Raw genomic sequence first — 23856 nt, forward strand, 5'->3', positions numbered from 1 at the left:
CTGGACACGAATCAGAGCCGAGCTAGAACTCCTGCCGCTGCAGCATGCGGTACGAGATCCATAGCATGCACCCACTCAGAACCATGCCGACGACAATGGGCACGAGCTGTGGTACGGGGCGTACGATGAGGTTTGGGCTTCCGAACAACGCCAGCGGGTTGAGCCAATGAAGAGGCTTGAACTGGCCCGCTACTGACAGAACGATAAGGATACCCCCTGAGAAGAGCATTGCTTTCACGCGGTCCGGCACGAGCACTGAGAGAAGTGTCGCAAGTGACGCAAATGCGATAAGCGCGACAACGCTGTGCAGCGTCGCAGCCAGCACGAATGCAAGCTGGGGCGCCTTGCCGACGATGAGAGCGCCCAAGACTGCTCCTCCTGTAGAAACCAGCACTGCCAGCACAAGTCCTCCAAACAGGACGATAACCTTGGCTGCCAGGATCATGCCCCGGCTGACAGGCCGCGAGAATAGGAAGATGGCAGTGTGCAGTTCCCGCTCACCGGCGACCGCACTACCCAGCAGCACGACTGCGAGGATGGCCCCCACCTGTTGCAGGTTCTTGCTGAACCACTGGGAATACAGATACGCATTCACATTACTGAAGTCCGGCAACAGCTTCTTGATCAGATCCGCATACTCCGGTGGAATCTGTCCCATGCCGGGAATGCCCCCCTCGAGGAAACGATACGCAATGGACACGGCGGCTCCTATCACAGATAGCAGCACGCATCCTATGATCATCTTCATGCGGTTTTCCCGCAACTCTTTCCACATCAATGCTTTCACGTCACGCCTCCACAAACCGCATGAATATCTCGTCGAATGGCAAAGATTGCACATTCAGTACAGTGCCCCCAGCATCGACAAACGCTGTGCGGGCTTGTTCCTGGTCGGCGAGCACCTCGATGTCCCAGGCATCCTGGCCGAGATCCCGTTCCCGTTGAACAGCAATGCTCTTCACGTCGCGCGGGCTGTGCCCCACCATAAACCGGACTGTGTAGACCCGATACCGTGTCTTGATGGATTCCACCTCGTCCTGGAGGACCGTGTGACCGTGGCGCATGAACGCCACCGTATCACAGATCTTCTCGACCTCGCTCAGAATGTGCGATGAGAAGAAGACCGTCAGATTGCGCCGGGCCGTCTCGTCTGCCAGCACGCCCAGGAAATGCGACCGAACCACGGGGTCCAGACCATCGGTGGGCTCGTCGAGGATGAGCAACTCCGGTTCCGTCGAGAGGGCGATATAGAGCCCAAGCAGCTTGCGCATGCCCTTGGAATACGTAGCAATCTTGCGTGCGAGCGGCAGTTCGAAGATAGTCTGCAGTCTCCGCACATTCTCGTCTACGGAGCAGCCGTACAGTCGCGCGTTGAACTCCAGAATCTCAAAGCCCGTCATGTGTGGATAGAGCGAGAAGTCCTCGGGTACGAATCCGATACGCCGCCGGAGGACCGTTCCATCTCCTGACGGGATGGCACCAAGAACCGTGAGTGACCCAGCCGTAGGCTCCATCAGGCCGAGCATCAGCTTGATGCTGGTCGTCTTTCCCGCGCCATTTGGTCCCATCAGGCCGAAGATGCTGCCCGTCGGCACGGTCAGGCACATGTCCTCCAGCGCCTGTACCTGTCCATACGACTTGCTGACGTCAACCATTTCTATTGCATTCATGAACTCCCTCCTTGATCACGCTCTTTCGTAGAACGTTGTTTGCGTTTCTCCAGTCGTTTAATGAGGTCATCGATCGTGAGGCCAGCGTTGCGAGCCTCGATGACCAGCATTTCCACCATGTGTTCCAAGCGTTCTGTCTCCACGCCGATCCTGCCTTCCTGCACAAACGTTCCCTTGCCGCTGACGGTCTCGACCATACCCTCGCGCTCCAGGTCCCTGTATGCCTTGGCGACTGTGTTCGGGTTGACAGCCAGCTTGACGGCAAGTTCGCGTACTGTCGGCAGCTGGTCGCCCGGGTGCAGAGTGCCGAGAGCTACACCATTCCTGACCAGCTGGATGATCTGGAGGTACACGGGCACACCATCATACGGGTTCACGTAGAATTCCATCATCACCTCTTATTGTACTATTACGATAGTACAATATGTAGAGCTGTCAAGAGTTGACCGAGAACAGCTGGAACGAGACAAAAGAGTGCTGGTACTTGGTACAAGAGAGTGCTGGTACTTGGTACAAGAGAGTTCTAGTGTTTCGCTCCATAGCGGATTGCATCGGCGTCTGCCGTAATGGCGGCACACTCGATCAGAAATGCTCTCAGGTGTCACGCCGTCTTCGCTTCTCTTGTTTGGCCTCTTCCCATGACTACATATTCGTTGATGATGCTACACTAGTATTCAAGAGCAGCGGCGTCATCGCTTCAATGGCTGGCGTCGAAGGAGGCGTTCAATGTACTGTCCAACGTGTGGAAAGGAAATCCCTGACGATTCTACCTTCTGTCCTGCATGTGGGGCGAAGCTGGCAGGCGGGAAGAAGGAACGCAGACCCAAGCTCAGAATCATCCTGCCGGTCGTCCTTGTCCTGGTGCTGCTGGCCGCATCTCTTGCCGTGTATCAAGTGATCAGGGCACATGCCGGCATGGACCAGAAGGTTGCAACGCTTATCCCTTACAGAAAAGGCAACAAATGGGGATTCTGCGACAGAAATAGAGACATCGCAATACCGATCATTTATGATGAAACATATCCTTTTAGTGAAGGCCTTGCGCGGGTTATGGTCAATGGGAAATATGGCTTCGTTAATGCAAATGGAAATGTAGTAGTGCAACCTGCCTATGATCTTGCGGGAGATTTTATCGAAAACGTTGCATGGTTCGCAATCAACAGTAAATACGGCTTCATAGATAAAAATGGAAGCATTGTAATAAAACCTGTTTATGATCTTGCGAAAGACTTTAAAGGGGGACTTGCCAATGTTATGGTTGGCAACACCGATAGTTTCATAGACACACAAGGGAATATAGTAATAACAATGGCTTATCCTGGTTTGAGTAGAGAAGTTAGTGAAGGTTTTGTACGGGTGGAGACTCGTTCTAAGTCTGGCTTTATTGACGCAAAAGGGAAGATAGTGATCCCAGCTGTTTATGATCTTGTAAGAGATTTTAGCGAAAGCCTTGCAGCTGTTTGCCTCGACGGTAAGTATGGCTTTATCGACGCTGAAGGGACTATGGCAATTCAACCCGTCTATGAAGATGCACTAGATTTTCAGGAGGGACTTGCAGCGGTCAAAGTTAATAATAAATGGGGCTTTGTTGATACAAAGGGAAATCTGGTAATAAAATCTCTCTATGATGATATCAGTCAAGATAATCCAGCCTTACGGGGCTTTAGCGATGGACTTGTGTCCGTAGAGCAAAACGGAGAGTGGGGCTATATCGATACTAAGGGCAATATGGTAATATACCCCGTCTTTGGTCCAGGAAATTTCAGCGAGGGTCTTGCAGCAGTTGGACTCAACGGTAAGGTTGGCTATATCGACAAGAAAGGAAATGTAGCGATAAAGGCTGCTTATGTTTTTGCAAGGAGTTTTCACGAAGGTCTCGCGCAGGTTCGTATTCGAGGTAAAAGTGGTTTCATCGATAAAAAAGGGAATATGGTAATACAACCCATCTATGAATATGCGAACGACTTTCATGAAGACCTTGTAGCTGTTAGGATCAGTAAGAGATGGGGTTTTGTCGATACAAAAGGAAAGATGGTGATACAGGCAATTTATGACGATGTACAGGATTTCAACGAGAACTTTGCAGCTGTCAAATTCAATAATAGGTGGGGTTTTGTCGATACAAAAGGAAAGATGGTGATACAGGCAATTTATGACGGGGCATCGGAGTTTAGTGAAGACCTTGCCTCTGTTGAACTTAATGGTAAATCTTTCTTGATCGACAAAAATGCAAGTATCGTAGTCCAACCTATTTATGATTATGTGAGAACTTTCCACGAAGGTCTTGCAAGTTTTTATGTTGGATCCAAATATGGTTTCGAAAATACAAAAGGGAAAATCGTAGTACCAATGACTTATGAAGATGCAAGAGACTTTCATGAAGGCTTTGCAGCTGTCAAGGTCAACAATAACTGGGGTTTTGTTGATACAAAAGGAAACACGGTAATACAACCTCTTTATGATGAAGCAGAAGACTTTCACGAAGGTTTTGCAGCAGTTGGACTCAGCGGTAAGTTTGGTTATATCGACAAGAATGGAAACGTTGTGATACCATTAACTTATGAATATGATTATGCGCGCTGGTTTCATCTTGAAGAGTATGCACGACCCTTTAGCGAAGGCTTCGCGGCAATTCTGGTTAACCATAAATGGGGTTTCATAGGAAAGAATGGGAAAAGGGTAGTAGAACCCGTCTACACTTCGATGAGCGATTTTCGAGATGGTCTTCTTGCTGTCGGCCTCAATGGGAAGTACGGCTTCGTTGACAAGAATGGAAAGGCAGTCATAGACCTGACCTATGACAAGGTGGAGGATTTTGAACACGGTATTGCGCCTGTCTATCGATTGGTTTACTCCGGTCCTCCAGGTGACGACTACGACACTCTGGGTTACATCGACACCAAGGGCACTCAGTACTGGGAAGAGTGACAGCGAACGGGCAAGTGGCCTGGGTACTCTTGCATTCAGCGTTGAAGCTGGTTCTCCTACGGTCTGCTGAGCGTGAAGACCGTGACCTCGGGAGGACAGAAGAACCGGACGGGCAGGACGCTCATGCCAAGTCCCTGACTGACATAGAGAGGGACGCCGTCGACCTGGTACAGGCCGCGCACGAACGGAGACCCCTCCAGGGCGGCGGTCAGGCGGTCACCCCACACAGGAAGTCTCACCTGGCCCCCATGCGTATGACCGGTCAGGACCAGCGAGGCATGCCCCGATACCACAATGCTGGTCACGTCGTCTGGACAGTGTTCCAGCACGATCGCCCGCTCGCCCGCTGCCAGCCCGGAGAACCCCGCCTCGACATCCATGTGGTGGCTGTACGAATCATCTAGACCTACGATAACGAGTGGACTCCCACCTGACCGTCGGCTAATCCGCGTCAACTCGTTCTCCAGGACAACAAAGCCTGCTCCACGCAGCTGCTCCAGGAACTGCGCCATGGCCTCCCCATCACCGAAGCGCCAGTGTTCATGATTCCCCGGAACGTAGACGACCGGAACGCCCGCCGCCTCACAGAGCTGCTTGGCCCACGCAAGGACCACAGGGATGCTGGAACGTCTGTCGGCGACGTCTCCAGTAACGACAACGAGGTCCGGACGTTCCGTGCGAATGGTATCGATGGCGCGCCATGCGGCCGGCGACGGGTAGCCCAGGTGGGGGTCGCTCAGCTGGATGACGGTTCCCCCGGTCCACTCTTCTGGCAACCCGGCAACCCTCACGTCGATCCGACGTACAAGAAGGATATGCGGCTCGACGACTGCAGTCTCCAGAAACAGGGCGGCAACCAGAACCAGGGTCCAAAGCAGTCGCCTGCGCCTGCGCACGTGAGCGGTCACCCAGCAGTCGATTCGTCCAGCCTGCATGACGTGAGCGTGATGAATGTCAGTTCTGGCTGGCACAGGAACCGTATAGGAAGATGGCTCATACCCATCCCGGCGTTGACATAGAAGAGCGTATTGCCCAACTTGAACAACCCGCGCGCGAAACGCGTGCCGTATCGCGAAGGAACACGCACAGCACCGATAAATGGAAGACGGACCTGACCTCCATGGGTGTGGCCAGCCAGCACCAGTCGGGCGGCAGGACGCTGTGCCAGCTCCTCGAACGCCTCAGGAGCATGTGTCAGCACCAGCGCGAATGCGGTGTCCGGGACTCCCTTGAAGCTGGCATCCAGATCGGCATGCCCAAAGTACGGGTCGTCCGTGCCGACAAGCCACATGCGGTCACCATGCCGATGCAGTACAACATTTTGATTTGCGAGGACTCGAACACCGATCTCCGCCTGGATGCGCTTGTGCCACGCCGCAATGCTCTGTTTTGTCGGAAAAGCCCGATGGTCCCAGTTCCCGGGTACGACAACCACCGGAACTCCAGCGGCGCCCCGTAGCTGGCTCAGGAATGCGAGGCATGCCGCTGCCTGTTCTGGGCGGTCCACCAGGTCACCCGTGATGACAACAAGCGAGGGGTGCTCTCTCCTGACAACGTCGATTGCCCTGCGATAAGCCCGCGAAATGTGGTGGAGATGCAGGTCCGACAACTGCACGATCTTCAGGCCGTCGAAGCCGGCCGGCAACCACGGAGACACGATCGTCAACCGAGCAACATCCAACTGAAACGGCTCCCGCAGGAAGCCCTCAACCGCTGCGGCACCTGCGATCGCTCCAAGAACGGTCGCAGCTGCCTTGAGCGCTGTCTCTCTGCTCATGGCTTGTCTTCCTCCCGTGAGGACATCTCGAAGCATTCTCCGCCCTCGCCACAAGAGAGTATATGAACTTGTGACCTGACGTCACACCGAGAACACTCCTCTGTGCCCTCTTCGGCTACGGCGGACATGCCTGGAGCATGTGTTTGTGACACAGAGCCCACGTCTCATCGTTTACCCCGTAGGACCTGCAGCAACCTGACTGCCCCGACAACGCAAAAAGGCGCCAGGAAACCCGGCGCCTTGCGTCACGTACTGTGGTTGGACTGTCAGATCTCTTCCAGCAGGCTCTGGAAGGTATCGTGGTGCCCTTCCTCGTCCCCCAGGATTTCGGTGAAGAGATGTGCCGTCGTGAGGTCTTCCTCTTTGGTGGCCAAGACAATAATCTCCTTGTACATCTTGACGGTCTTCTCCTCGGCCTTCTTGTCCACGGTCAGCATCTCTTTGAGTGACGACCCCACAGTGATGGGTTCAGGCTTCGTCGTCGGAGTCCCTCCGAGGTAGAAGAGCCGTTCGGCAATTGCCTCGGCGTGTTTCATCTCCTCGATGCCTATCTTCTCGAACTCATCTTTGACCGCGAAGTGCTTCACGCCCTTCCACTGCACATGCTGCCACATGTACTGGAGCGAGACCTGCAGTTCACCGGCAATCGCGTCGTTCAGCATGCCGAGCAGTTTCTTGGATGCCATCGTTACCCCTTTCGGCAGCTCACCGGATGCGTTCCAGACCCCCGGTGCCGCCCACCAGCGGACTACGTCTTAGCTGTAGTCCGCTCCTGAACCCAAGTACGACCAGTCTTTCGGCCTGCTTCATGTGTTATCAGACTATACCACACAATGCGCGAGCATGTCAAGTCGAGCGGACATGCAAAAAGGGCAGAGCGCTGCCGCTCTGCCCTGAACCGTACGATGCAGTGAACTGCTAGTCCATAGAGAGGATGACGCCGTCCTGGACAAGGATCGAGGTCGAGCCGATCTTCTGGAACAGATTGTCCCCGACCTTGACTTCGACAGTCCCTTCAAGAGCACCCTGAACGTAGACGGAGCCGAGCTCCAGTTTGGATACCTCGGCCTTCTTGGCCTCGAGATCCATGACCATCTGCTCCTGCTTTGCCTTGTCGTCCTGCAACTGCGCCTTGACAAGATCGTCGTACTGACCGCCCACGCCGCCACGAAGGATAACCTGCGACAGTGAGGACTTCAGTCTCTCAAGGTTCTGTTTCGCCCCAGTATGCGCTCCGTCCAGCTCCTTGAGATAGCTGTCCTTGAACTGCTGAGTCACGACCGTCTTGATGAGAACGTTCTGTTTCATCCAAACGCTGGTTGCCATTGATTCTACTACTCCTCTTCCAGGCCACCCTCGGCCTGTTCGTCGTTCATGCTGTCGATTTTGACTGTGGCGCTCTTGCCAGTCTTGGCAGAAGCCGCTCTGATGATGGTGCGAATTGCCTGGGCCGTATGACCCTGTTTTCCGATGACTTTGCCAGTGTCCTTCTGGCCGACCTTGATCTCGTAGACCACGGCCTGCTCTCCGGCGATCTCATTGATAACCACTTCTTCGGGGCTATCCACGAGAGCCTTGACGATGGTTTCGACCAATTGCTTCATCGGGTATCTCCTGATGCACGCAGGGCCGGCTTACTTCGCGGCCTTACTCGCAACGAATCTCTGCCAGATACCGTTGTGCTTGAGGAGGTTGCGCACGGAATCAGTTGGCTGCGCGCCAAGTCCGAGCCAGTAAGCGACACGCTCTTCGCTAACCTCGATCTTTGGCTCCTTGGGCTTGGGATCATAGTAGCCGAGGGTCTCGATGACGGCGCCATTGGTCGGTTTCTTACGGTCGAGCACGACAAAACGATAGTGAGCCTGATGCTTGGTTCCAGTCCTTGCGAGCTTGATGCTTACCATGTTTCCTCCTGTTACGTATCTGCAAGTATCAGAATCCGGGCAAGCCAAAACCCCCGGCATGCCTGTTGTTAGCCATCTTCGCCATGCGGCTGAACAACTCGAACTGCTTGAGCATTCTGTTGATTTCACTGACATCCACACCCGCGCCACGAGCGACACGACGCTTACGGGACGCGTTCAGGACGGCAGGACTGCGTCTTTCGGTGTCGGTCATAGAGTCAATGATGGCCGTGAATCTCTTTGCAACACCCTCGTCGACAACAGCCCCCTTCGGGACCATATTGGCGGGAAGACTCTCAAGCATTTTATTTATACCACCAACTTGAGCTATTTCAAGCAACTGATCGCGGAGGTCGTAAAGGTCGAACTTCCCCGTTTGGACTCTCTTGGCGACGCCTGCTGCCTTTGCCTGTGACTCGGCGTTATCGTACCGCTTGAGCAGTCCCTCAATATCACCATAACCGACGATACGCGCCGCATGCCTCTCCGGCACAAAATAGTCGAGGTCCTGTAAATGCTCTCCGACTCCGACATACCTGATAGGTTTGCCAATGGACTCTTTAAAAGACAACACGGCACCGCCCTGTGCGGATGAATCGAACTTCGTGAAGATCGCCCCAGTAAGCGGCGCAACCTTGTTAAAGCTCTGCGAAAGCGGAATAGCTTTTGATCCGATCATCGAATCGAGAACAATCAGCGTTTCGTCAGGATGGTACAGCGCAGTAACCGTCTGCAGTTCATCCATGAGTTCGGTGTCGAAATCATGGCGCCCCTGCGTGTCCAGAAGCTGAACATCTAGGGATTTTTCCCTGGCAAATCGATCAGCACCGTGAACGAGATCGGCCAGACTCCCGGCATGTTCGCCATAGAATTCAACCCCTGCATCAGACGCCAGCTTCTGTAGTTGCTGGTAGGCGGCCGGCCGGCCGTAGTCTCCAGGAATCAGAAGAGGGTAGTGGCCTTCCTTCTTGAGGAGGAGCGCCAGCTTGCCCAGTGTCGTCGTCTTGCCAGACCCCTGAAGGCCCACAAGCATGACCCGATACGGGATGTGTGTTATGGCGATGCCTTTGCCGCCCTGTCCTCCAAGTGCCTGCGTCAGCTGTTCGTAGAGAACCTTGACCACCTGGTCACCGGGCGTGATACTCTTGAGGACCTTCTCGTCCAGGCATGCCTCACGCGTCCGAGCGATGAATGACTTGACAACTCGGTAGTCGACATCGGCGCCGAGCAGACCCAGCTTGACCTCAGCAAGCGCTGCATCGATATCTCCCTGCGACAGCAGACCCTTGCGGCGCAGCCCATCGAAGACCCCACCGAGCGCTTTCTTGACAGATTCGAACACTCGGCAGGCCTACAGCTCGTGGCTGTTGCGGTTGATCAGCTTTTCGAACAGGGTCTTCAACTCTTCGAGGGTCCGTTCACCTTCCATGTTGTGTGACTGTGCGCAGCACTGGTCGAGTTTGGACATGATCTTCCGGAACATCACCACGTTCTTCTTGTAGTTGGCGATAAGCTGCAATTTGCTCTCGCAGCGCCTCATGCGTCCAAGGGAGCGACGGATGTGGTCATGGACGGCCTGCCGTGAAATCCGCAATTTGCGGGCGACCTCGGCGCCGGAGCAGCTCGGCTGGATGTACAGCTCCAGAACTCCGAGTTCCTTCTTGGTGAGCAGTCCCGAGTAGAACTCAAGCAACTCGCCGATCTCTTCCTTGCGCTTGATCTTCTTCTCGTGACCAGGAGTGATGTACACCTTTTCCTTCGACTTGCTCTGCATAGTTCAACTCCTTGTTGGCATGTAACGGAATAGTCACGTTCTCGCTGCTATTGATGCTTACTCTGACAGCAATATCATGTCCACAATATCGTCTTTGTCAAATGGTTTTATGCTCATAAGTGTTTCACCATTGCATACCAGCTTTATCGGGATGCGCAGTTCACGCGCAATGCTCACGATACTGCCGCCTTTCGCGCCGGAGTCGACCTTCGTGAGGATGATGCCTGAGATCGGGATCGCCTCACTGAAGGCGCGGGCTTGCATGAGAGCATTCTCCCCGGTCGTCGCGTCGATGACCAGCAACGTCTCTGATAACGGCAGCCCGAACTTTGTCTCAATGACCCGAACAACTTTCTGTAGCTCGAACGTAAGGTTCTTCTTATTCTCGAGGCGACCCGCCGTGTCGATCACCACGACGTCCACCTTGTCCGCCACAGCTTTCTGAAGTCCGTTGAACACGACACTGGACGGGTCCTGGCCCTCCACCGAGCGCATCATTGGGACGCCGACGCGATCAGCGAGGATAGCAAGCTGGTCAACCGCCCCAGCGCGAAAGGTATCGGCGGCAACCAGCAGGACCGTGCGGTTCTCATGCTTGAGCATGTTTGCCAGCTTGGCGATCGAAGAGGTTTTGCCTGCGCCGTTGACCCCTGTAACAAGGACGACGGCAGGTGAACCCGTTGTGTGCAGCGTGCTGTCCAAGTCAAGCACGGCGCTCAGCTTGCCACGGATGCGCTCGATAACCTGTTCTGCCGTGGGACGGCCTAGCAATCCACCCCTTCGCACTTCCTGCAGGATAGCCATCGTCGTGTCGACGTCGATGCCGGCGTCGATCAGAAGCTCCTCCAGAGCGTCGAAATCTGCCGCCTCGCGGCGAGCGCGTCCGCCCTGCTGCTCTACGGTCTGTGCGGCGGTTGACAACACCGACTCCTGTGGCTCGGCTCCGATCTCATGTGCCTCGACCGGAGATTCCTCCTCCACCAGCGTGTCCCCACCAAAGAGTTGCTTGACACGCGAAAGGAAGCTCACTGACCAGACTCCCCTCGATGCGGGTGCTCGGAAACAAAAGCCTCAAGGGCCGCACGAGCGGCGTCCTCTTCGGCCTTCTTCTTGGATGACCCGCGGCCTTCGCCATACAGAACGCTGCCGACATGCACCAGCGACGTGAATACGTCCGATCCGTCCTCGCCCCGCGCAACCTCCGTATCATACGACGGCAGCAGACGTATGCTCCGCTGCGTCTCTTCCTGCAGAGCAGTCTTGTGGTCCAGGACCGCGCCGTTGTGCAGGTCGCCTATTGCCTTGTGGAACACGATGCTCACAAACTTCTCGGCCGCGTGCATGCCACTGTCAAAGTACATGGCAGCCACAAGAGCCTCGAAGCCGTCCGCAAGAATGGCAGGCTTGCGCTCGTCGCGCAGCTTGTCTTCGCCCTTGCCCAGCAACAGATACCTGTCAAGCCCAAGATCCAGCGCACGCTCATAGATGCCCTGCTCTTTGACCAGTGCGGCGCGCATCTTGGACAGATCACCCTCCCGGGCGTCCGGAAACTCCAGGAACAACAACTTGGCAACGATGAAGTTCACGACACCGTCGCCCACGAATTCGAGCTTCTCGTTCGACGTGTAGCTGTGGTGCTCGCTGGCGAATGAGCTGTGCGTGAGAGCGACGACCAGGTAACGGAGATTCTTGAATGATACCGGAAGCGACTTGTTGAATTCCTCGGTCCGCTCCATCACGAGGGTACCAGTGAAGTCCTCCTTCGGAGCGACAATCCGATGAATAGCAATCCTGCGAGTCCGATGCATGCTGTTTGTCATTTCCAGAGTGCCTCCAGCTTCGTCACAAGGCCCTCGTCGCTGACATTCCTGGCGACACGGATGGCGTGATAGATGGCCGTGGCATCGGACCTGCCATGACAGACGACGCTGATACCCTTGACTCCCAGCAGCGGGACGCCGCCGTACTGACTGTAGTCGAGTTTCTGCTTGACGAGTCGCAGATTGCTGTGAGCCAGCGCACCACCGACCTTACCCTTGATGGAGCTGCCGAGCGCCGTCTTCATCAAGTCAAACAGTGTTTCTGCCGTACTCTCCATGGTCTTTATGAAAATGTTGCCGGTGAACCCATCGCTGACCACGACATCCGCAACATGCCGAAAAGCCTCTTTCGGTTCGACGTTGCCTATGAACCCGAGGCTTCTGGCTGCCAGAAGCTTGTGCGTCTCGATCACTTGGCGGGACCCCTTCTCGACTTCCTCGCCGATGTTGAGGAGGCCAACCGTCGGCGTCTCCTTACCCGTAACGAGGCGACAGTAGACTTGGCCCATGCGCGCAAACTGCAGGATGTTCTGTGGAACACAGTCAGCAACTGCTCCAACGTCGATGAAGTAGAACGGCTCGCCCGTCACGGATGGTACGGGAGTAATCAGCCCCGGGCGAAGCACGCCGCGAATGCGGCCGAGGACAAAGAGGGAGATTGCCATCTGTGCGCCGGTACTGCCGGCGGAGACGATCGCGTCGCACTTCTTCTCGGCAACGAGCTGGATGGCCCGATAGAGCGACGAGTCCTTGCGCGTCCTCAGCACTTCGGATGGGTGATCGTGAAAAGTGATGACCTGGGTCGTCGGGACCACTTCGTACGAAAAGGGCTGACCCTGACGATACTGGGACAGCTCAAGACTGATGGCGACCTCGTCGCCCACGAAGACGACCGTGACACCAAACTCGCGGGCAGCTTCTACGGCCCCCTTGATAATCTCATGGGGGGCATAATCGCCCCCCATTGCATCGACTGCAACTTTCATACGTTAGGCAGCAGGCTTTCCCTTCTTCTCTTCCTGTTTGACCACGAGCTTGCCATCGTAATACCCACAGTACGGGCAGATGTGATGTGAACGGATAGGCTTGTTGCAATGCCCACAAGGGACAAGAGGGCTACGATTGTTCCTGAAGCGCATCTTGACTTTGCTGTATCTATTGCCCTTCCTGCTGTGGGTTATCTTCTTCTTTGGATTTGCCATTCAACTTCCTCCTGAACGAGAGTCACTGAACTACAATATTAACGATTTTTCCCTTGATTGCAACGACACGCTTGACAATGTGTCCAGCCGTGTACTTGACAACGTAATCCTGAGCGAGCGCCAGGCTTCCCTGTTCCTCGTCGGTCGAGTCGGAAGGAACCAGCATCGAGCCACGTACCTTGCCATTGACCTGCACTGCAACCTCTACTTCGCTCTCGACGAGTTTGCTCTCGTCCCAGGCAGGCCAGGGCTGTCTGTGAATGCTCCCTTCGCAACCGTACTCCTGCCAGAGTTCCTCTGTCATGTGCGGAGCAAAAGGGGCCAGGACAACAAGCAGCTGCCGCATCGCGGTTTGCCACTCAACTGTCGACAGCACACCCTCGTCGTTTCGCACGGTCTCGGACAGGAAGTTGAAGTATTCCATGAACGCGGCCACTGCGGTGTTGAACTTGAACTTCTCGATGTCCTCGGTGATCTTCCTCGTCAGCTTGTTGATTTGCAGCTCGAGCCTGGGGACACACGCATCCCTCAGCCCTCCGTGCGATGCCTCCATGCTACGCTGGGCGAGCTCCCACAGACGCCTTAGAAAGCGGTGTGCTCCCGAGATGCCTTCCTTGGACCAGGCGACCTCCTGCTCAAACGGCGCCATGAACAATTCATACAAGCGCAAGGTGTCGGCACCGTACTGCTCGACAACCTCGTCGGGAGTAATGACGTTATGCCTGCTCTTGCTCATCTTCTGCCCGTCGTAGGACAGCAGCATTCCCTGGTTCATGAGGCGAGCGAAGGGCTCTGTGAAACCAACGAGACCTTCGTCGTACATGACCTTGGTCCAGAACCGGGAATACAGCAGATGCATAACCGCATGTTCCGCGCCACCAACGTACAGGTCGACAGGAAGCCAGTAGTCTATGGTCGCCCTGTCAAAGGGCGCCTTGTCGTTGTGAGGGCTAGTGTACCGCAGCTCGTACCACGAGGAACAGGCGAAGCCGTCCATTGTATCCGTCTCGCGCCGGGCTGGTCCCCCGCACACAGGGCATGTCGTTTCGACCCATTCCTTGATGCCGGCCAGAGGCGACTCACCCGTGCCGCTTGGTTCATATCTCTGGACATCTGGCAACAGGACTGGCAGCTGGCTCTCAGGAACGGGGACTGCCCCACATGCCGGACAGTGTATCATGGGTATTGGAGCTCCCCAGTAGCGCTGGCGGCTGATAAGCCAGTCACGCATGTGGTAGTTGGTCTGCGCCTTTGCAAACCCCTTTGCTTCACCCTCTGCGACCATTGCCGCGAAAGCAGCCTCCGTCGTCAGACCGTCGAAGCGGCCCGAATGCACCACCGTGCCGTGCTCGGAATATGTATCATTCCAGGCCGTTGCTTCATACGCGACACCTGGCCATCCGATGACCTGACGGATCTGGATGCCATATCTGGTGGCAAACGCAAAATCACGGCTGTCATGACCAGGTACAGCCATGATGGCGCCCGTGCCATAGCCCATGAAAACATAGTCGGCAATCCAGACGGGAACCTTCTCGCCGGAGAACGGGTTGACCGCGTAGGCCCCCGTGAAGACACCCGTCTTTTCCTCATCCGTCGACATGCGGTCGATCTCCATCTTGGTCTTGCTGGCCGCGATATATGCATCGACCTCGGCGTGCTGTTCGCTCGAGACGATCTCATGGACCAGAGGATGTTCAGGGGCCAGCACGAGGAACGTGGCCCCCATGATTGTGTCCAGACGGGTCGTGAAGACCGTTACCGGATGCTTCGAACCGTCGCTGGCCGACACGATGTCGAAGACGACCTCTGCACCAACTGACTTGCCGATCCAGTTGCGCTGCATGATCTTGATGCGCTCGGGCCAGTCCACGGTATCAAGGTCATCGGCCAGGCGATCGGCGTAGTCGGTGATCCTGAAGAACCACTGTTTCAGCTTCTTCTTCTCCACAGGAGTCCCACAGCGCCAGCACTTGCCGTCCTTTGCCTGTTCGTTAGCCAGGACAGTCTTGCAGCTGGGGCACCACCACTGCTCCGACTCCTTCTCATAGGCAAGGCCCCGTTTGTACAGAAGCAGGAAGAACCACTGGGTCCATCGGTAGTATTCGGGATCGGATGAGTTGATCTCTCGCTCCCAGTCGTACGAGGTCCCGATGAGTTTGAGCTGCCGCTTGAAGTTGGTCGTGTTCTTAATGGTAATCTCACGGGGATTCTTCTTCAGCCTGATAGCCTCGTTCTCAGCGGGGAGCCCAAATGCGTCCCACCCCATGGGGTGCAGGACATTGAAGCCCTTCATGCGGTAGAAGCGGCTGATGACGTCGGTGGGAATATAGTTGCGGCAATGGCCGACGTGCAGGCCGTCTCCTGATGGATAAGGGAAGTAATCCAGACAGAAGAGCTTTGGCTTGACTGAGTTCTCTTCTGTCCGGTAGGCCTTTTCAGCCTCCCAGAGGTCCTGCCACTTTGGTTCGATGCTATGAAAGTCGTATTCTCTCATGATCACCTCAACCTGAGTTCGTGCTCTTACATCTGTTTCGTGGATTGCAGGACTGCTCTTGCGCTACCAGCACTCCCGCGCAAGAAGAGATCTGCTCGTACGATACAGTTATCCCCACCCCCGCAAGCTTAGGAATTGCCTCTCCTGCTACTGTGTAATGTTCACCGTCATCCCACTCGTTTCCGGAACGCAAGCGGCAATCCTGCCAGTCCTTCACTGTTTCAAAGGAAATGTCGGCCACCACAAGAACACCGCCCGGAGCAAGGCGTCTGAAAGCTTCCCGCATGAGTTCGTTCTTCCGGTCTTCCTCCAGGTGGTGAAGGGCATACCCTGAAACAATGGCGTCAAACAATATATCCTTCAACTCGTTCGGCAGTCCTTCCCCAAGATCAGCGCAAACGAATCTCCCTCCTGGCATCCTGCTCCGCGCGACATCCAGCATGCGTGGCGAAAAATCAACTCCAACCACCATCGCCCCCTGCCGAAACAGCTCCAGTGACAACAAGCCGGTTCCCACGCCGAGATCAAGGATGGTCTTGCCACGGCAGTCGCCAACCAGCTCACATACTCTGTTCAGGACGTCAAAGTAGCCTTCGAACGGATACCCTTTGGAATGCTCCCGCACGGAAGTATCATAGTTGCCAGCCCAGCTGTCGAACCCCTTACTGTCCATCGGCCGCATACGATCTCCCTATTATGGTTGCAGACGTTCCATGTCGCGTGGGAACAAGGCGGCCTCGCGCAGGTTCGTCAGACCCGTCAGTTGCATGATGAACCGCTCCAGCCCGATGGCAAACCCACCATGCGGCGGCATGCCGAACCGGAACGTCTCCAGGTAGCCCGCCACAGCGTCCTGGGTCATGCCACGAGATTCCAGGGCCTTGGCGTAGTCATCGAACTTGTTAAGACGCTGCCCGCCAGTGACCAGCTCGGTTCCCCGGAAGAGAAGGTCGAATGAGTTGGAGTACTTGGGGTTATCCGGGTTCGGCGCCGTGTAGAAGGGACGCTTCACCATTGGGTATCCGGTGACGAACAGGAAATCGGACTGGTAGGTCTCCTTTGCCCACTCGCCCAGCCACTTCTCGTGTTGAGGGGCAAGATCGGGCTCTCCGCGGCAATCCTCGCCGTGATGCTTGAAGATCCACTGCTGTGCGTCCGGGAAGTAGACGTGTGGAAAGGTCTCGGGCGCCAACGGCATCTCAACCTTGAGAAGCTCCAGCTCCCTGGCGCAGTGCATTGTGAGATAGGAGAGGATCCCCCTGATGACGTCGGTCAGAAGGGCCATGACCGTAGTATGGTCCTTGATGAACCCCATCTCGGCGTCCATGCTGACGTACTCGTTGAGGTGTCGGATGGTCTGATGAGGTTCGGCCCTGAACACAGGGGCCACCTCGTACACGCGTTCGAAGACACCGACCATCATCTGCTTGTAAAACTGGGGGCTCTGTGCCAGAAAGGCCTGCTTCCCGAAGTACTCGATCGCGAAAACGTTGGCACCTGACTCAGAAGCCGTGCCTATGATCTTGGGCGTCGCCACTTCGGTGAAACCCTTGCCGTCAAGGACCTCCCGGAATCCGTGGGCGGCCGCAGCGCTCAGTTTGAAGACGGCTTGTTTGGAAGGCGCCCTGAGACCGATCATGGCATTGTCGAGGAACGTGTCCAGATGCGCATTGATGACCGGCTTGTTGATCGGAAACGGCAAGGCTTCGGTGACAGGAGACAGCACCATGAAGGAAGGGTCGTGCACTTCGTATCCGCCGGCAGCCTGTGGCTCTGCAACCACCGTGCCCTCGACCTGGATGACGCTCTCGACAAGCAGTCCGTCGATGGAAGCCACCGCCTCGGGAGCCTCAACGACGATCTGACAGATGCCAGAGCGATCGCGCAGGTGGACAAATACCATCCCACTTCCCAGCCTGCGAATGCGGTGCATCCACCCTGCCATCATGATGCGTTCACCTGCGTGAGAGGACAGTTCGCTACTCAGCACACGTTCCATGTCAACCTCCATATATGACAATGGCCGCTCTCAGGGCAACCGCCCAGGACCGGCCCTCGATAACCCCATAAGGTTACTTCCTGACTGTCTTCCTGTCAACAGGGAAGTGCTGATGAATCGACATGGGCAGGTCAGAGTGCACCCAGATCCCCCAAATCTGATCACCGCGAACCAGAGCAAACGGACGTCCAGTGCCACGTTCCAGTCCGGAACACACGTCTCGTTCCCATCTGTCGAGAAACCTGCTGTCGATCTTGCGTCCAGTAAGCATGGTCGGCCTCCATCATCTTGCCCCACACGTTATAGCCCCCAGACCGGAAATGCGCAACCGACGTTTCACACAGACTGTGTTCGGCGTATGACAGTTGATTGGCTGTCGCTTCATGGTAAACTCAAGATTTGGAGACCTGCAGACACATCTCCGAGCCGAGTGAGGCGTAGATGGCATTGACTGACCAGACAATCAAACTCGCGGATGGACGTGCCCTGGGGTATGCGGAATTTGGCGACCCATCAGGGATGCCGGTGTTCTTTTTCCATGGGTTCCCGGCGTCACGCCTCGAGGGCATCCCCCTTGATGCTCCTGCACGGGCAGTCGGTGTTCGAGTCATCGCGCCCGACAGGCCCGGATTTGGTCTTTCAGACCCCAAACGTGGACGCTCCTTCTCGGACTGGCCGGACGACGTCATCCAGCTTGCTGTGCATCTCGGTATCTACGATTTTGCAGTCCTCGGCACCTCCGGAGGAAGCCCCTACGTCGTCGCGTGCGCAGACCGCATCAGTGAGAGACTGACCGCTGCGGGGATCGTCTCAGGCATTTCTCCCCTTCACAACCGGGCTGTTCGCCTGACAATGGACCCTGATCAGCGCCGGATGTTCGTCTCGGTAGCGCGCTTCCCCTGGCTTGCTCGCCGCGTACTGGCTCGAAGCATGCAGGAGGTACTGGCCGACTTCCCCTCACTGTTGAAGCGTATGGCAGCGGAACGACCCGACGTGGACAAGTCCGTACTCGAGCGACCGGACATCAAGGATATGCTCCGTACGAATCTGATCGAAACGTTCAGGCAGGGTGTCGCCGGCGCCGCACAGGAACTGGCTCTCTACCCTGGCTCCTGGCGCCTCGCGCTGAAGAAGGTCGTGTACCCGATTCAGATATGGCAGGGGCGCGAAGATGTCATCACTCCTCCATCCATGGCGGAGGAACTTGCATCTCTCCTTCCTCATACCCTGACACGATGGTATCCCAACGAAGGTCACTCCTTGCTGTTTGCCCGTTCAGAGGAGATCCTGAGACAGCTCGTGTCCTGACGCGCGAGTCCACCATGCCGTTGCGACACGCTTGGTCGAACCGGCCGGTCAGTGAGGGATAGGCTCCCCAACCGGTGCTCCGTCCGGGACTCTGTCCACAAAAGCAATCCGTTCCAGCAGAAGGCGAGGCGGACGCTCACCTTCATCGTGTAACTGCTTGTCGGAGAGAATGGGGTTGGGGACCGTCGTGTGCTTCCCCACGATGACCAGCGTCAGCAGTCTCATGTCCTCCGGTATTCCCAGCATCGGCTTCACCTCGGCTGGACGAAAACCGGCAATCGGGTGCGCAACCAAGCCAAGCTCAGTCGCCCGCAGAATGAGCAGGGCCGTCGCCATACCCGTGTCGAACCAGTTGTACTCGCGCTCCTTGATGACACAGTCGAGTTCGGGCCGGCTAAAGACAGCGATGATCATGGAAGCTCGTTCCGTCCATTGGTTGCCCTTCGTCATCGCTGTGCACACTTTCGCCAGCACTTCGGAATCGCGAACGAACACATATCGCCAAGGCTGGTTGTTGAAACATGACGCCGAGAGACTTGCAGCCCGGGCCAGGTCCCAGATCAGGTCGTCAGTGATAGCCACAGGATCCAGAGAACGGTATGCCCTGCGGGCTTCGATAGCATTCTTTACATCCATAGGTGCCTCCAAGTGATCACTCTGCACAGTGCGCCAGTACTTCGTCGATGTCAGGTAGCTCAGGAACGGGATAGACCTTCACCCAGGTGACCTTGCCCGATTCGTCAATGAGCACGTTGGCACGCTCGGAGTACCCCTCGACGTCGCGGAACAGCCCATATGTACGCGCCACGCCTCCGTGGGGCCAGAAGTCGGACAGCAGCATGGTCTCGGCGATGAGCAGCTGCTTGGCCCATTGGTTCTTCGACGGAACGGAATCGATGCTCATGCCGAGTGCGACCGTATTGAGGCGGGAGAAGTCCGCGAGGTGAGCTTCAAGCGATTTCATCTGCTCGGCACAGACATTCGTCCATGCGAGAGGGTGCCAGGACAGCAGAACCTTCTTGCCCCAGTAGTCGGCCAAGTGAATGGGCCGCTTCCGGTTGTCGCTCAAGGTGAAGTCGGGCGCCATATTGCCGCCGGCGATTCGGTTGATCTCTTCCATATGATCCTCCTGTGTCTGCTGCCGGTCAGCAACACGACCGGGCATATATTTAGTATGGCCACGTGCATCGCATGTGTCAACGCGACAAGTTGGCGATCCTTTCCATTTCACCACAGCATCCATTGAAGCACATCCACGCTGACTCAGTTGTCTATCTAGAGGCATTGGGCTGCCTCGTTCGTGACCGATGCCGCGATGAAGTTGGAACTTTTTGCGCTACAATAAAATTATCTCATTCATGACTGATGTAGTGATGCGGTGAGAGGATGTGAGGGGGATGAATGGGTGACATGTACCGGCCTCCACATCCTGGGGCTCTGCAAGTTTGTGGTAGAGAAGAGAACCAGAAGCGAAGGTTTAACCATGTTCTTGCCATATTCAAGAGAAGGAGAGCAATGAAACAACTGAGAACTCAGAAGTGGGTCGTGTGTCTGTCCATCATGTTGATTCTGGTCTTGTGTCTTGCCCTGAGTCTTTCGGGTGTGCTGGTTGGTGTCGCCGCCGCGCAGGCAGCAGATACGGATACCTGGACACGGCTTCCATTGTATGGGAGTATGGTCCGGTCTCTTGCCGTCAACCCCCTGACCCCCACCACCCTGTATGCCGGCACCAGTAGCGGTGTCTTCCGCTCCGTGAACAGCGGCGCTACCTGGACAGCGGTGAACACCGGTCTGACCAGCATGAGTGTCACCTCCCTTGCCATCAACCCCAAGGTCCCAACCACCCTGTATGCTGGAACCTTGGGTGACGTCTTCCGTTCCGTCAACAGCGGTACTACCTGGACAACGGTGAACAGGGGTCTAAATGTCCAGTGTCTTGCCATCAATCCCCTTACTCCAACCACCCTGTATGTCGGTACCCAGGATGGCGTCTTCCGTTCCACGGACAGCGGCACCCACTGGACAGTGGTAAATACCGGTCTGACCAGCATGAGTGTTACCTCTCTTGCCATCAACCCTCTCACCCCCGCCACCCTGTATGCCGTTACCGATGGTGACGTCTTCCGTTCCGTCAACAGCGGTACCACCTGGACGGCGGTGAACACCGGCCTCACTTATCAGGTGGTCTGGTCCCTTGCCGTCAACCCCCTGACCCCCGCCACCCTGTATGCTGGCACCGGTAGCAGTGTCTTCCGCTCCGTCAACAGCGGCACCACCTGGACAACGGGGAACACTGGCCTCACCAACAAGGATGTTGTGCATATTGCCATCAACCCTCTTGCCCCTTCCACCCTGTATGCCGGCACCGGTAGCGGTGTCTTCCGCTCCGTCAACAGCGGCGCCACCTGGACGACGGTGAACACTGGTCTTACCGGCATGCACGTTAGAGATATTGTCATTAACCCTCTTGCCTCTTCCACCCTGTATGTCGGTACCCAGGGTGGCGTCTTCCGTTCCGTCAACAATGGCACCACCTGGACTGCAGTGAACACTGGTCTCACCAACAAGGATGTTTTGGATATTGTCATCAATCCCCTAACTCCCGCCACCTTGTATGCCGGTGGTAGTGGCGTCTTTCGCTCCACGGACAGCGGCGCCACCTGGACGGCGGTGAACACTGGACTTATCGCTCAGGCTGGCTCCTGTCTTGCCATCAACCCCCTCACCCCAACCATGCTGTATGTCGGTACCCAGGATGGCGTCTCCCGTTCCGTCAACAGCGGCACCACCTGGACGGCGGTGAATACTGGCCTGACCAATCAGGGCGTCATCTCTCTTGCCATCAACCCCATCACTCCTGCCACCCTGTATGCTAGCACCGGTGGTGGCATCTTTCTCTCCACGGACAGCGGCGACCACTGGACTGCAGTGAACACTGGTCTCACCAACAAGGATGTTTTGGATATTGCCATCAATCCCCTAACCCCCGCCACCTTGTATGCCGGTACCGGTCGTGGTGGCGTCTTCCGCTCCACGGATAGTGGCACCACCTGGACAGCGATGAACACCGGTCTCACCAATGTGACGGTCCGCTCACTTGTCATCAATCCTGCTACCCCCACCACCCTGTATGCCGGCACCTATGGTGGCGTCTTCCGCTCCACGGATAGTGGCACCACCTGGACTGCGGTGAACAGCGGTCTCACCAATGTGACGGTCTTCTCCCTTGCCGTCAACCCCCTGACCCCCACCACCCTGTATGCCGGCACCAGTAGCGGTGTCTTCCGGTATGGTGCTGTATCTTCGTATGTGCTCACGACCACTGCGTCGCCGTCTGCCGGCGGATCAATTGGCCGGTCTCCCAAGGCTGCTTCCTACGCAGCCGGCACGGTTGTCACGCTTACTGCAAGTCCTGCTGCCGGCTACACCTTCACCGGCTGGTCCGGGGCTCTCACCGGTACGGCGAACCCGGTAGCCGTAACCATGGATGCAGACAAGATACTCACAGCCTCCTTCGCTGTCGATGCCAAGAGAATCATTGAGCTGAAGATCGGGAGTAGCACGATGCTTGTGGATGGGAAACCCGCCTCTCTGGAGGCAGCCCCCATCATCCTGAATTCGCGTACCCTCGTTCCTCTCCGTGCCCTCATCGAGACGCTGGGTGGCCATGTCCTCTGGAACGCTTCTGCAAGGTCGGTAGACGTGTTCCTTGGAGAACAGTCTGTGGATGTTGCTGTTGGGGGCAATATCGGATACGTCAATGACAAAGCAGTTGCCATTGATCCTGCAAACCCGAAGGTTGTCCCCGTGATCATCGGCAGTCGGGCGTTCCTCCCTCTCCGGTTTGTCGCGGAAGCACTCGCACTGGATATCCAGTGGAATGCGACTACCGAAGCGATCACGATAACGTACACGCCGTAGCAGGAAGTGATAGGCGACCCCCGGTCAGAGGGACTGACCGGGGGTTCTTCTTCCTATGCGAACGCAAGAATGGCGTCAGTGGTGTAGCAGAGAGGGCATGAAGCCCTCGTCGCGACCAGCATTGGAGCTCCTCATTAGCGCAGTCCAAGCTCGGTCATGGGAGACATGTCGCGTGTCCGTGGCCAGACCAAGGTGCGGTCCTAGATCTACGTAGAGCATCTGTCTTGTCTGGTACCATACCTTGCGATGACTGAGCTGTCGTACCGGAAGATTGGAGTATTGGTCCGCTCACTATTGAAGAAACACCAGCCTCACTTTCAATAGCCGTCCTTTCGATAATCCAGTAGCCTGGGGTCCTTGACTATGGCTCCAGTAAAGCCCGAAGAGTTCTGTGGGCTCCGAACGGGCTGGAAATGCGGCCGCCTTCTCTTGATCGAGAACAGGACACGGGCTGTCCGGGGAGAGTCCACTGCATGAGCGCCTGGGTTCCTGTGGGGCTCAGGTCAGGAGGGGTTGTTCCACAGAGACATTCTCGATCCTGAGGCATATCACCTATCTGATGCACGTCAACATGGAAGCTGCCAAGGCCATGTACCAGATGAGCAGAATGCTTGATCTTCCCGCACGTGTGGATATGATAACATTAGTAGCAATAGGAACGTCCTGAAGGAGGCGTTGACTATGAAACAATCCGTCTGCTTCGTCTTGATACTGGTCTTGTGTCTTGCCTTGAGCTTTTCGGGTGTGCTGGTTGGTGACCCCGCTGCACGGGCAGCAGGGACGGGGACCTGGACACAGCTGTCCCTGTATGGGGGTAACATCGGGTGTCTTGCCATCGACCCCCTCACCCCCACCACCCTGTATGCCAGTACCATCGGTGGCGTCTACCGCTCCACCGACAGCGGCGCCACCTGGACAGCTGTGAACACTGCCCCCGCCCCCTTGGATGTCAGCTCTCTTGTCATCAACCCTCTCACCCCCACTACCCTGTATGCCGTCACCGGTAGCGGCGTCTTCCGCTCCGTCAACAGCGGCACCACCTGGACTGCGGTGAAC

The 23856-nt window shown here is 56.2% G+C and carries 25 protein-coding genes; 4 read left to right on the plus strand and 21 right to left on the minus strand.

Translation table 11 applies throughout. The features are described from left to right. Positions 1-22 precede the first annotated feature (22 nt). Genes SMC1_RS02355 through SMC1_RS02365 form a run of 3 tightly spaced genes read right to left on the minus strand, consistent with a single transcriptional unit; the run spans position 23 to position 2062 of the window. Positions 23-787: an ABC transporter permease subunit gene (locus SMC1_RS02355; RefSeq protein ID WP_165849149.1), complete on the minus strand. Its 765-nt coding sequence runs from the start codon at positions 785-787 to the stop codon at positions 23-25. A 1-nt stretch (position 788) separates the two neighbouring features. Beyond that, positions 789-1670, minus strand: a complete 882-nt coding sequence (locus SMC1_RS02360) for an ABC transporter ATP-binding protein (RefSeq protein WP_119085207.1) — start codon at positions 1668-1670, stop codon at positions 789-791. Continuing rightward, positions 1667-2062 (minus strand): GntR family transcriptional regulator, encoded by a 396-nt coding sequence (locus SMC1_RS02365; RefSeq protein ID WP_119085208.1) that lies wholly within the window; start codon positions 2060-2062, stop codon positions 1667-1669. The genes SMC1_RS02360 and SMC1_RS02365 overlap by 4 nt, the downstream gene beginning before the upstream one ends. Positions 2063-2396: 334 nt before the next feature. On the opposite strand from SMC1_RS02365, the gene SMC1_RS02370 reads away from it, so the two are divergent. After that, complete coding sequence (locus tag SMC1_RS02370; protein WP_119085209.1) at positions 2397-4598, plus strand: WG repeat-containing protein; 2202 nt, start codon at positions 2397-2399, stop codon at positions 4596-4598. Positions 4599-4654: 56 nt separating this feature from the next. Here SMC1_RS02370 and SMC1_RS02375 read toward each other — a convergent pair whose 3' ends face one another. The 16 genes from SMC1_RS02375 to SMC1_RS02450 all read right to left on the minus strand — a co-directional run bounded on the left by SMC1_RS02375 (position 4655) and on the right by SMC1_RS02450 (position 17842). Then, entirely contained in the window at positions 4655-5533 is an 879-nt protein-coding gene (locus SMC1_RS02375) for a metallophosphoesterase (protein WP_119085210.1), read from the minus strand. Continuing rightward, positions 5503-6375, minus strand: a complete 873-nt coding sequence (locus SMC1_RS02380; RefSeq protein WP_165849150.1) for a metallophosphoesterase — start codon at positions 6373-6375, stop codon at positions 5503-5505. The genes SMC1_RS02375 and SMC1_RS02380 overlap by 31 nt, the downstream gene beginning before the upstream one ends. Before the next feature lie 266 nt (positions 6376-6641). Further along, entirely contained in the window at positions 6642-7061 is a 420-nt protein-coding gene (locus SMC1_RS02385) for a ferritin-like domain-containing protein (protein WP_119085212.1), read from the minus strand. A gap of 232 nt (positions 7062-7293) precedes the next feature. Beyond that, on the minus strand, positions 7294-7701 hold the full coding sequence (locus SMC1_RS02390) for a YlqD family protein (RefSeq protein WP_119085213.1): 408 nt from the start codon (positions 7699-7701) through the stop codon (positions 7294-7296). An 8-nt stretch (positions 7702-7709) separates the two neighbouring features. Continuing rightward, positions 7710-7979, minus strand: coding sequence for a KH domain-containing protein (locus tag SMC1_RS02395; RefSeq protein ID WP_119085214.1), 270 nt, complete (start codon positions 7977-7979; stop codon positions 7710-7712). A 30-nt stretch (positions 7980-8009) separates the two neighbouring features. After that, positions 8010-8279, minus strand: a complete 270-nt coding sequence (rpsP, locus tag SMC1_RS02400; RefSeq protein WP_119085215.1) for a 30S ribosomal protein S16 — start codon at positions 8277-8279, stop codon at positions 8010-8012. 28 nt (positions 8280-8307) lie between these two features. Beyond that, complete coding sequence (locus SMC1_RS02405; RefSeq protein WP_119085216.1) at positions 8308-9621, minus strand: signal recognition particle protein; 1314 nt, start codon at positions 9619-9621, stop codon at positions 8308-8310. A 9-nt stretch (positions 9622-9630) separates the two neighbouring features. Then, a complete protein-coding gene (locus SMC1_RS02410) occupies positions 9631-10053 on the minus strand; it encodes a hypothetical protein (RefSeq protein WP_119085217.1) in 423 nt (140 codons plus the stop codon). Positions 10054-10110: 57 nt separating this feature from the next. Next, entirely contained in the window at positions 10111-11082 is a 972-nt protein-coding gene (gene ftsY, locus SMC1_RS02415; RefSeq protein WP_119085218.1) for a signal recognition particle-docking protein FtsY, read from the minus strand. Then, on the minus strand, positions 11079-11873 hold the full coding sequence (gene rnc / locus SMC1_RS02420) for a ribonuclease III (protein ID WP_119085219.1): 795 nt from the start codon (positions 11871-11873) through the stop codon (positions 11079-11081). The genes ftsY and rnc overlap by 4 nt, the downstream gene beginning before the upstream one ends. Beyond that, positions 11870-12859 (minus strand): phosphate acyltransferase PlsX, encoded by a 990-nt coding sequence (plsX, locus tag SMC1_RS02425; protein WP_119085220.1) that lies wholly within the window; start codon positions 12857-12859, stop codon positions 11870-11872. The genes rnc and plsX overlap by 4 nt, the downstream gene beginning before the upstream one ends. 3 nt (positions 12860-12862) lie before the next feature. Continuing rightward, positions 12863-13075 carry a 50S ribosomal protein L32 gene (rpmF, locus tag SMC1_RS02430; protein ID WP_119085221.1) on the minus strand — a complete coding sequence of 71 codons (213 nt, stop codon included), beginning with the start codon at positions 13073-13075 and terminating at the stop codon, positions 12863-12865. A 22-nt stretch (positions 13076-13097) separates the two neighbouring features. Continuing rightward, a complete protein-coding gene (gene leuS / locus SMC1_RS02435; protein WP_119085222.1) occupies positions 13098-15572 on the minus strand; it encodes a leucine--tRNA ligase in 2475 nt (824 codons plus the stop codon). Positions 15573-15579: 7 nt separating this feature from the next. Then, entirely contained in the window at positions 15580-16254 is a 675-nt protein-coding gene (locus SMC1_RS02440; protein ID WP_119085223.1) for a class I SAM-dependent methyltransferase, read from the minus strand. 12 nt (positions 16255-16266) lie between these two features. Next, complete coding sequence (gene aspS / locus SMC1_RS02445) at positions 16267-17571, minus strand: aspartate--tRNA(Asn) ligase (RefSeq protein WP_119085224.1); 1305 nt, start codon at positions 17569-17571, stop codon at positions 16267-16269. Positions 17572-17644: 73 nt separating this feature from the next. Beyond that, on the minus strand, positions 17645-17842 hold the full coding sequence (locus SMC1_RS02450; protein ID WP_119085225.1) for a hypothetical protein: 198 nt from the start codon (positions 17840-17842) through the stop codon (positions 17645-17647). Between the two features lie 170 nt (positions 17843-18012). Between SMC1_RS02450 and SMC1_RS02455 the strand changes: the two genes are divergently transcribed. Beyond that, a complete protein-coding gene (locus SMC1_RS02455; protein ID WP_119085226.1) occupies positions 18013-18879 on the plus strand; it encodes an alpha/beta fold hydrolase in 867 nt (288 codons plus the stop codon). Positions 18880-18927: 48 nt separating this feature from the next. Here the strand turns inward: SMC1_RS02455 and SMC1_RS02460 are convergent, their stop codons facing one another. Together SMC1_RS02460 and SMC1_RS02465 are read right to left on the minus strand one after the other, a co-directional pair. Continuing rightward, entirely contained in the window at positions 18928-19515 is a 588-nt protein-coding gene (locus SMC1_RS02460) for a nitroreductase family protein (protein ID WP_119085227.1), read from the minus strand. A 16-nt stretch (positions 19516-19531) separates the two neighbouring features. Next, positions 19532-19990, minus strand: a complete 459-nt coding sequence (locus tag SMC1_RS02465; RefSeq protein WP_413814600.1) for a redoxin domain-containing protein — start codon at positions 19988-19990, stop codon at positions 19532-19534. Positions 19991-20394: 404 nt separating this feature from the next. On the opposite strand from SMC1_RS02465, the gene SMC1_RS02470 reads away from it, so the two are divergent. Further along, positions 20395-22800, plus strand: a complete 2406-nt coding sequence (locus SMC1_RS02470; RefSeq protein WP_165849152.1) for a stalk domain-containing protein — start codon at positions 20395-20397, stop codon at positions 22798-22800. 681 nt (positions 22801-23481) lie between these two features. Continuing rightward, on the plus strand, positions 23482-23856 hold a 375-nt coding region (locus SMC1_RS10455; RefSeq protein ID WP_413814597.1), incomplete at its 3' end, for a WD40/YVTN/BNR-like repeat-containing protein.

This window comes from Candidatus Cryosericum septentrionale (assembly GCF_003570995.1).
GTDB lineage: Bacteria > Caldisericota > Caldisericia > Cryosericales > Cryosericaceae > Cryosericum > Cryosericum septentrionale.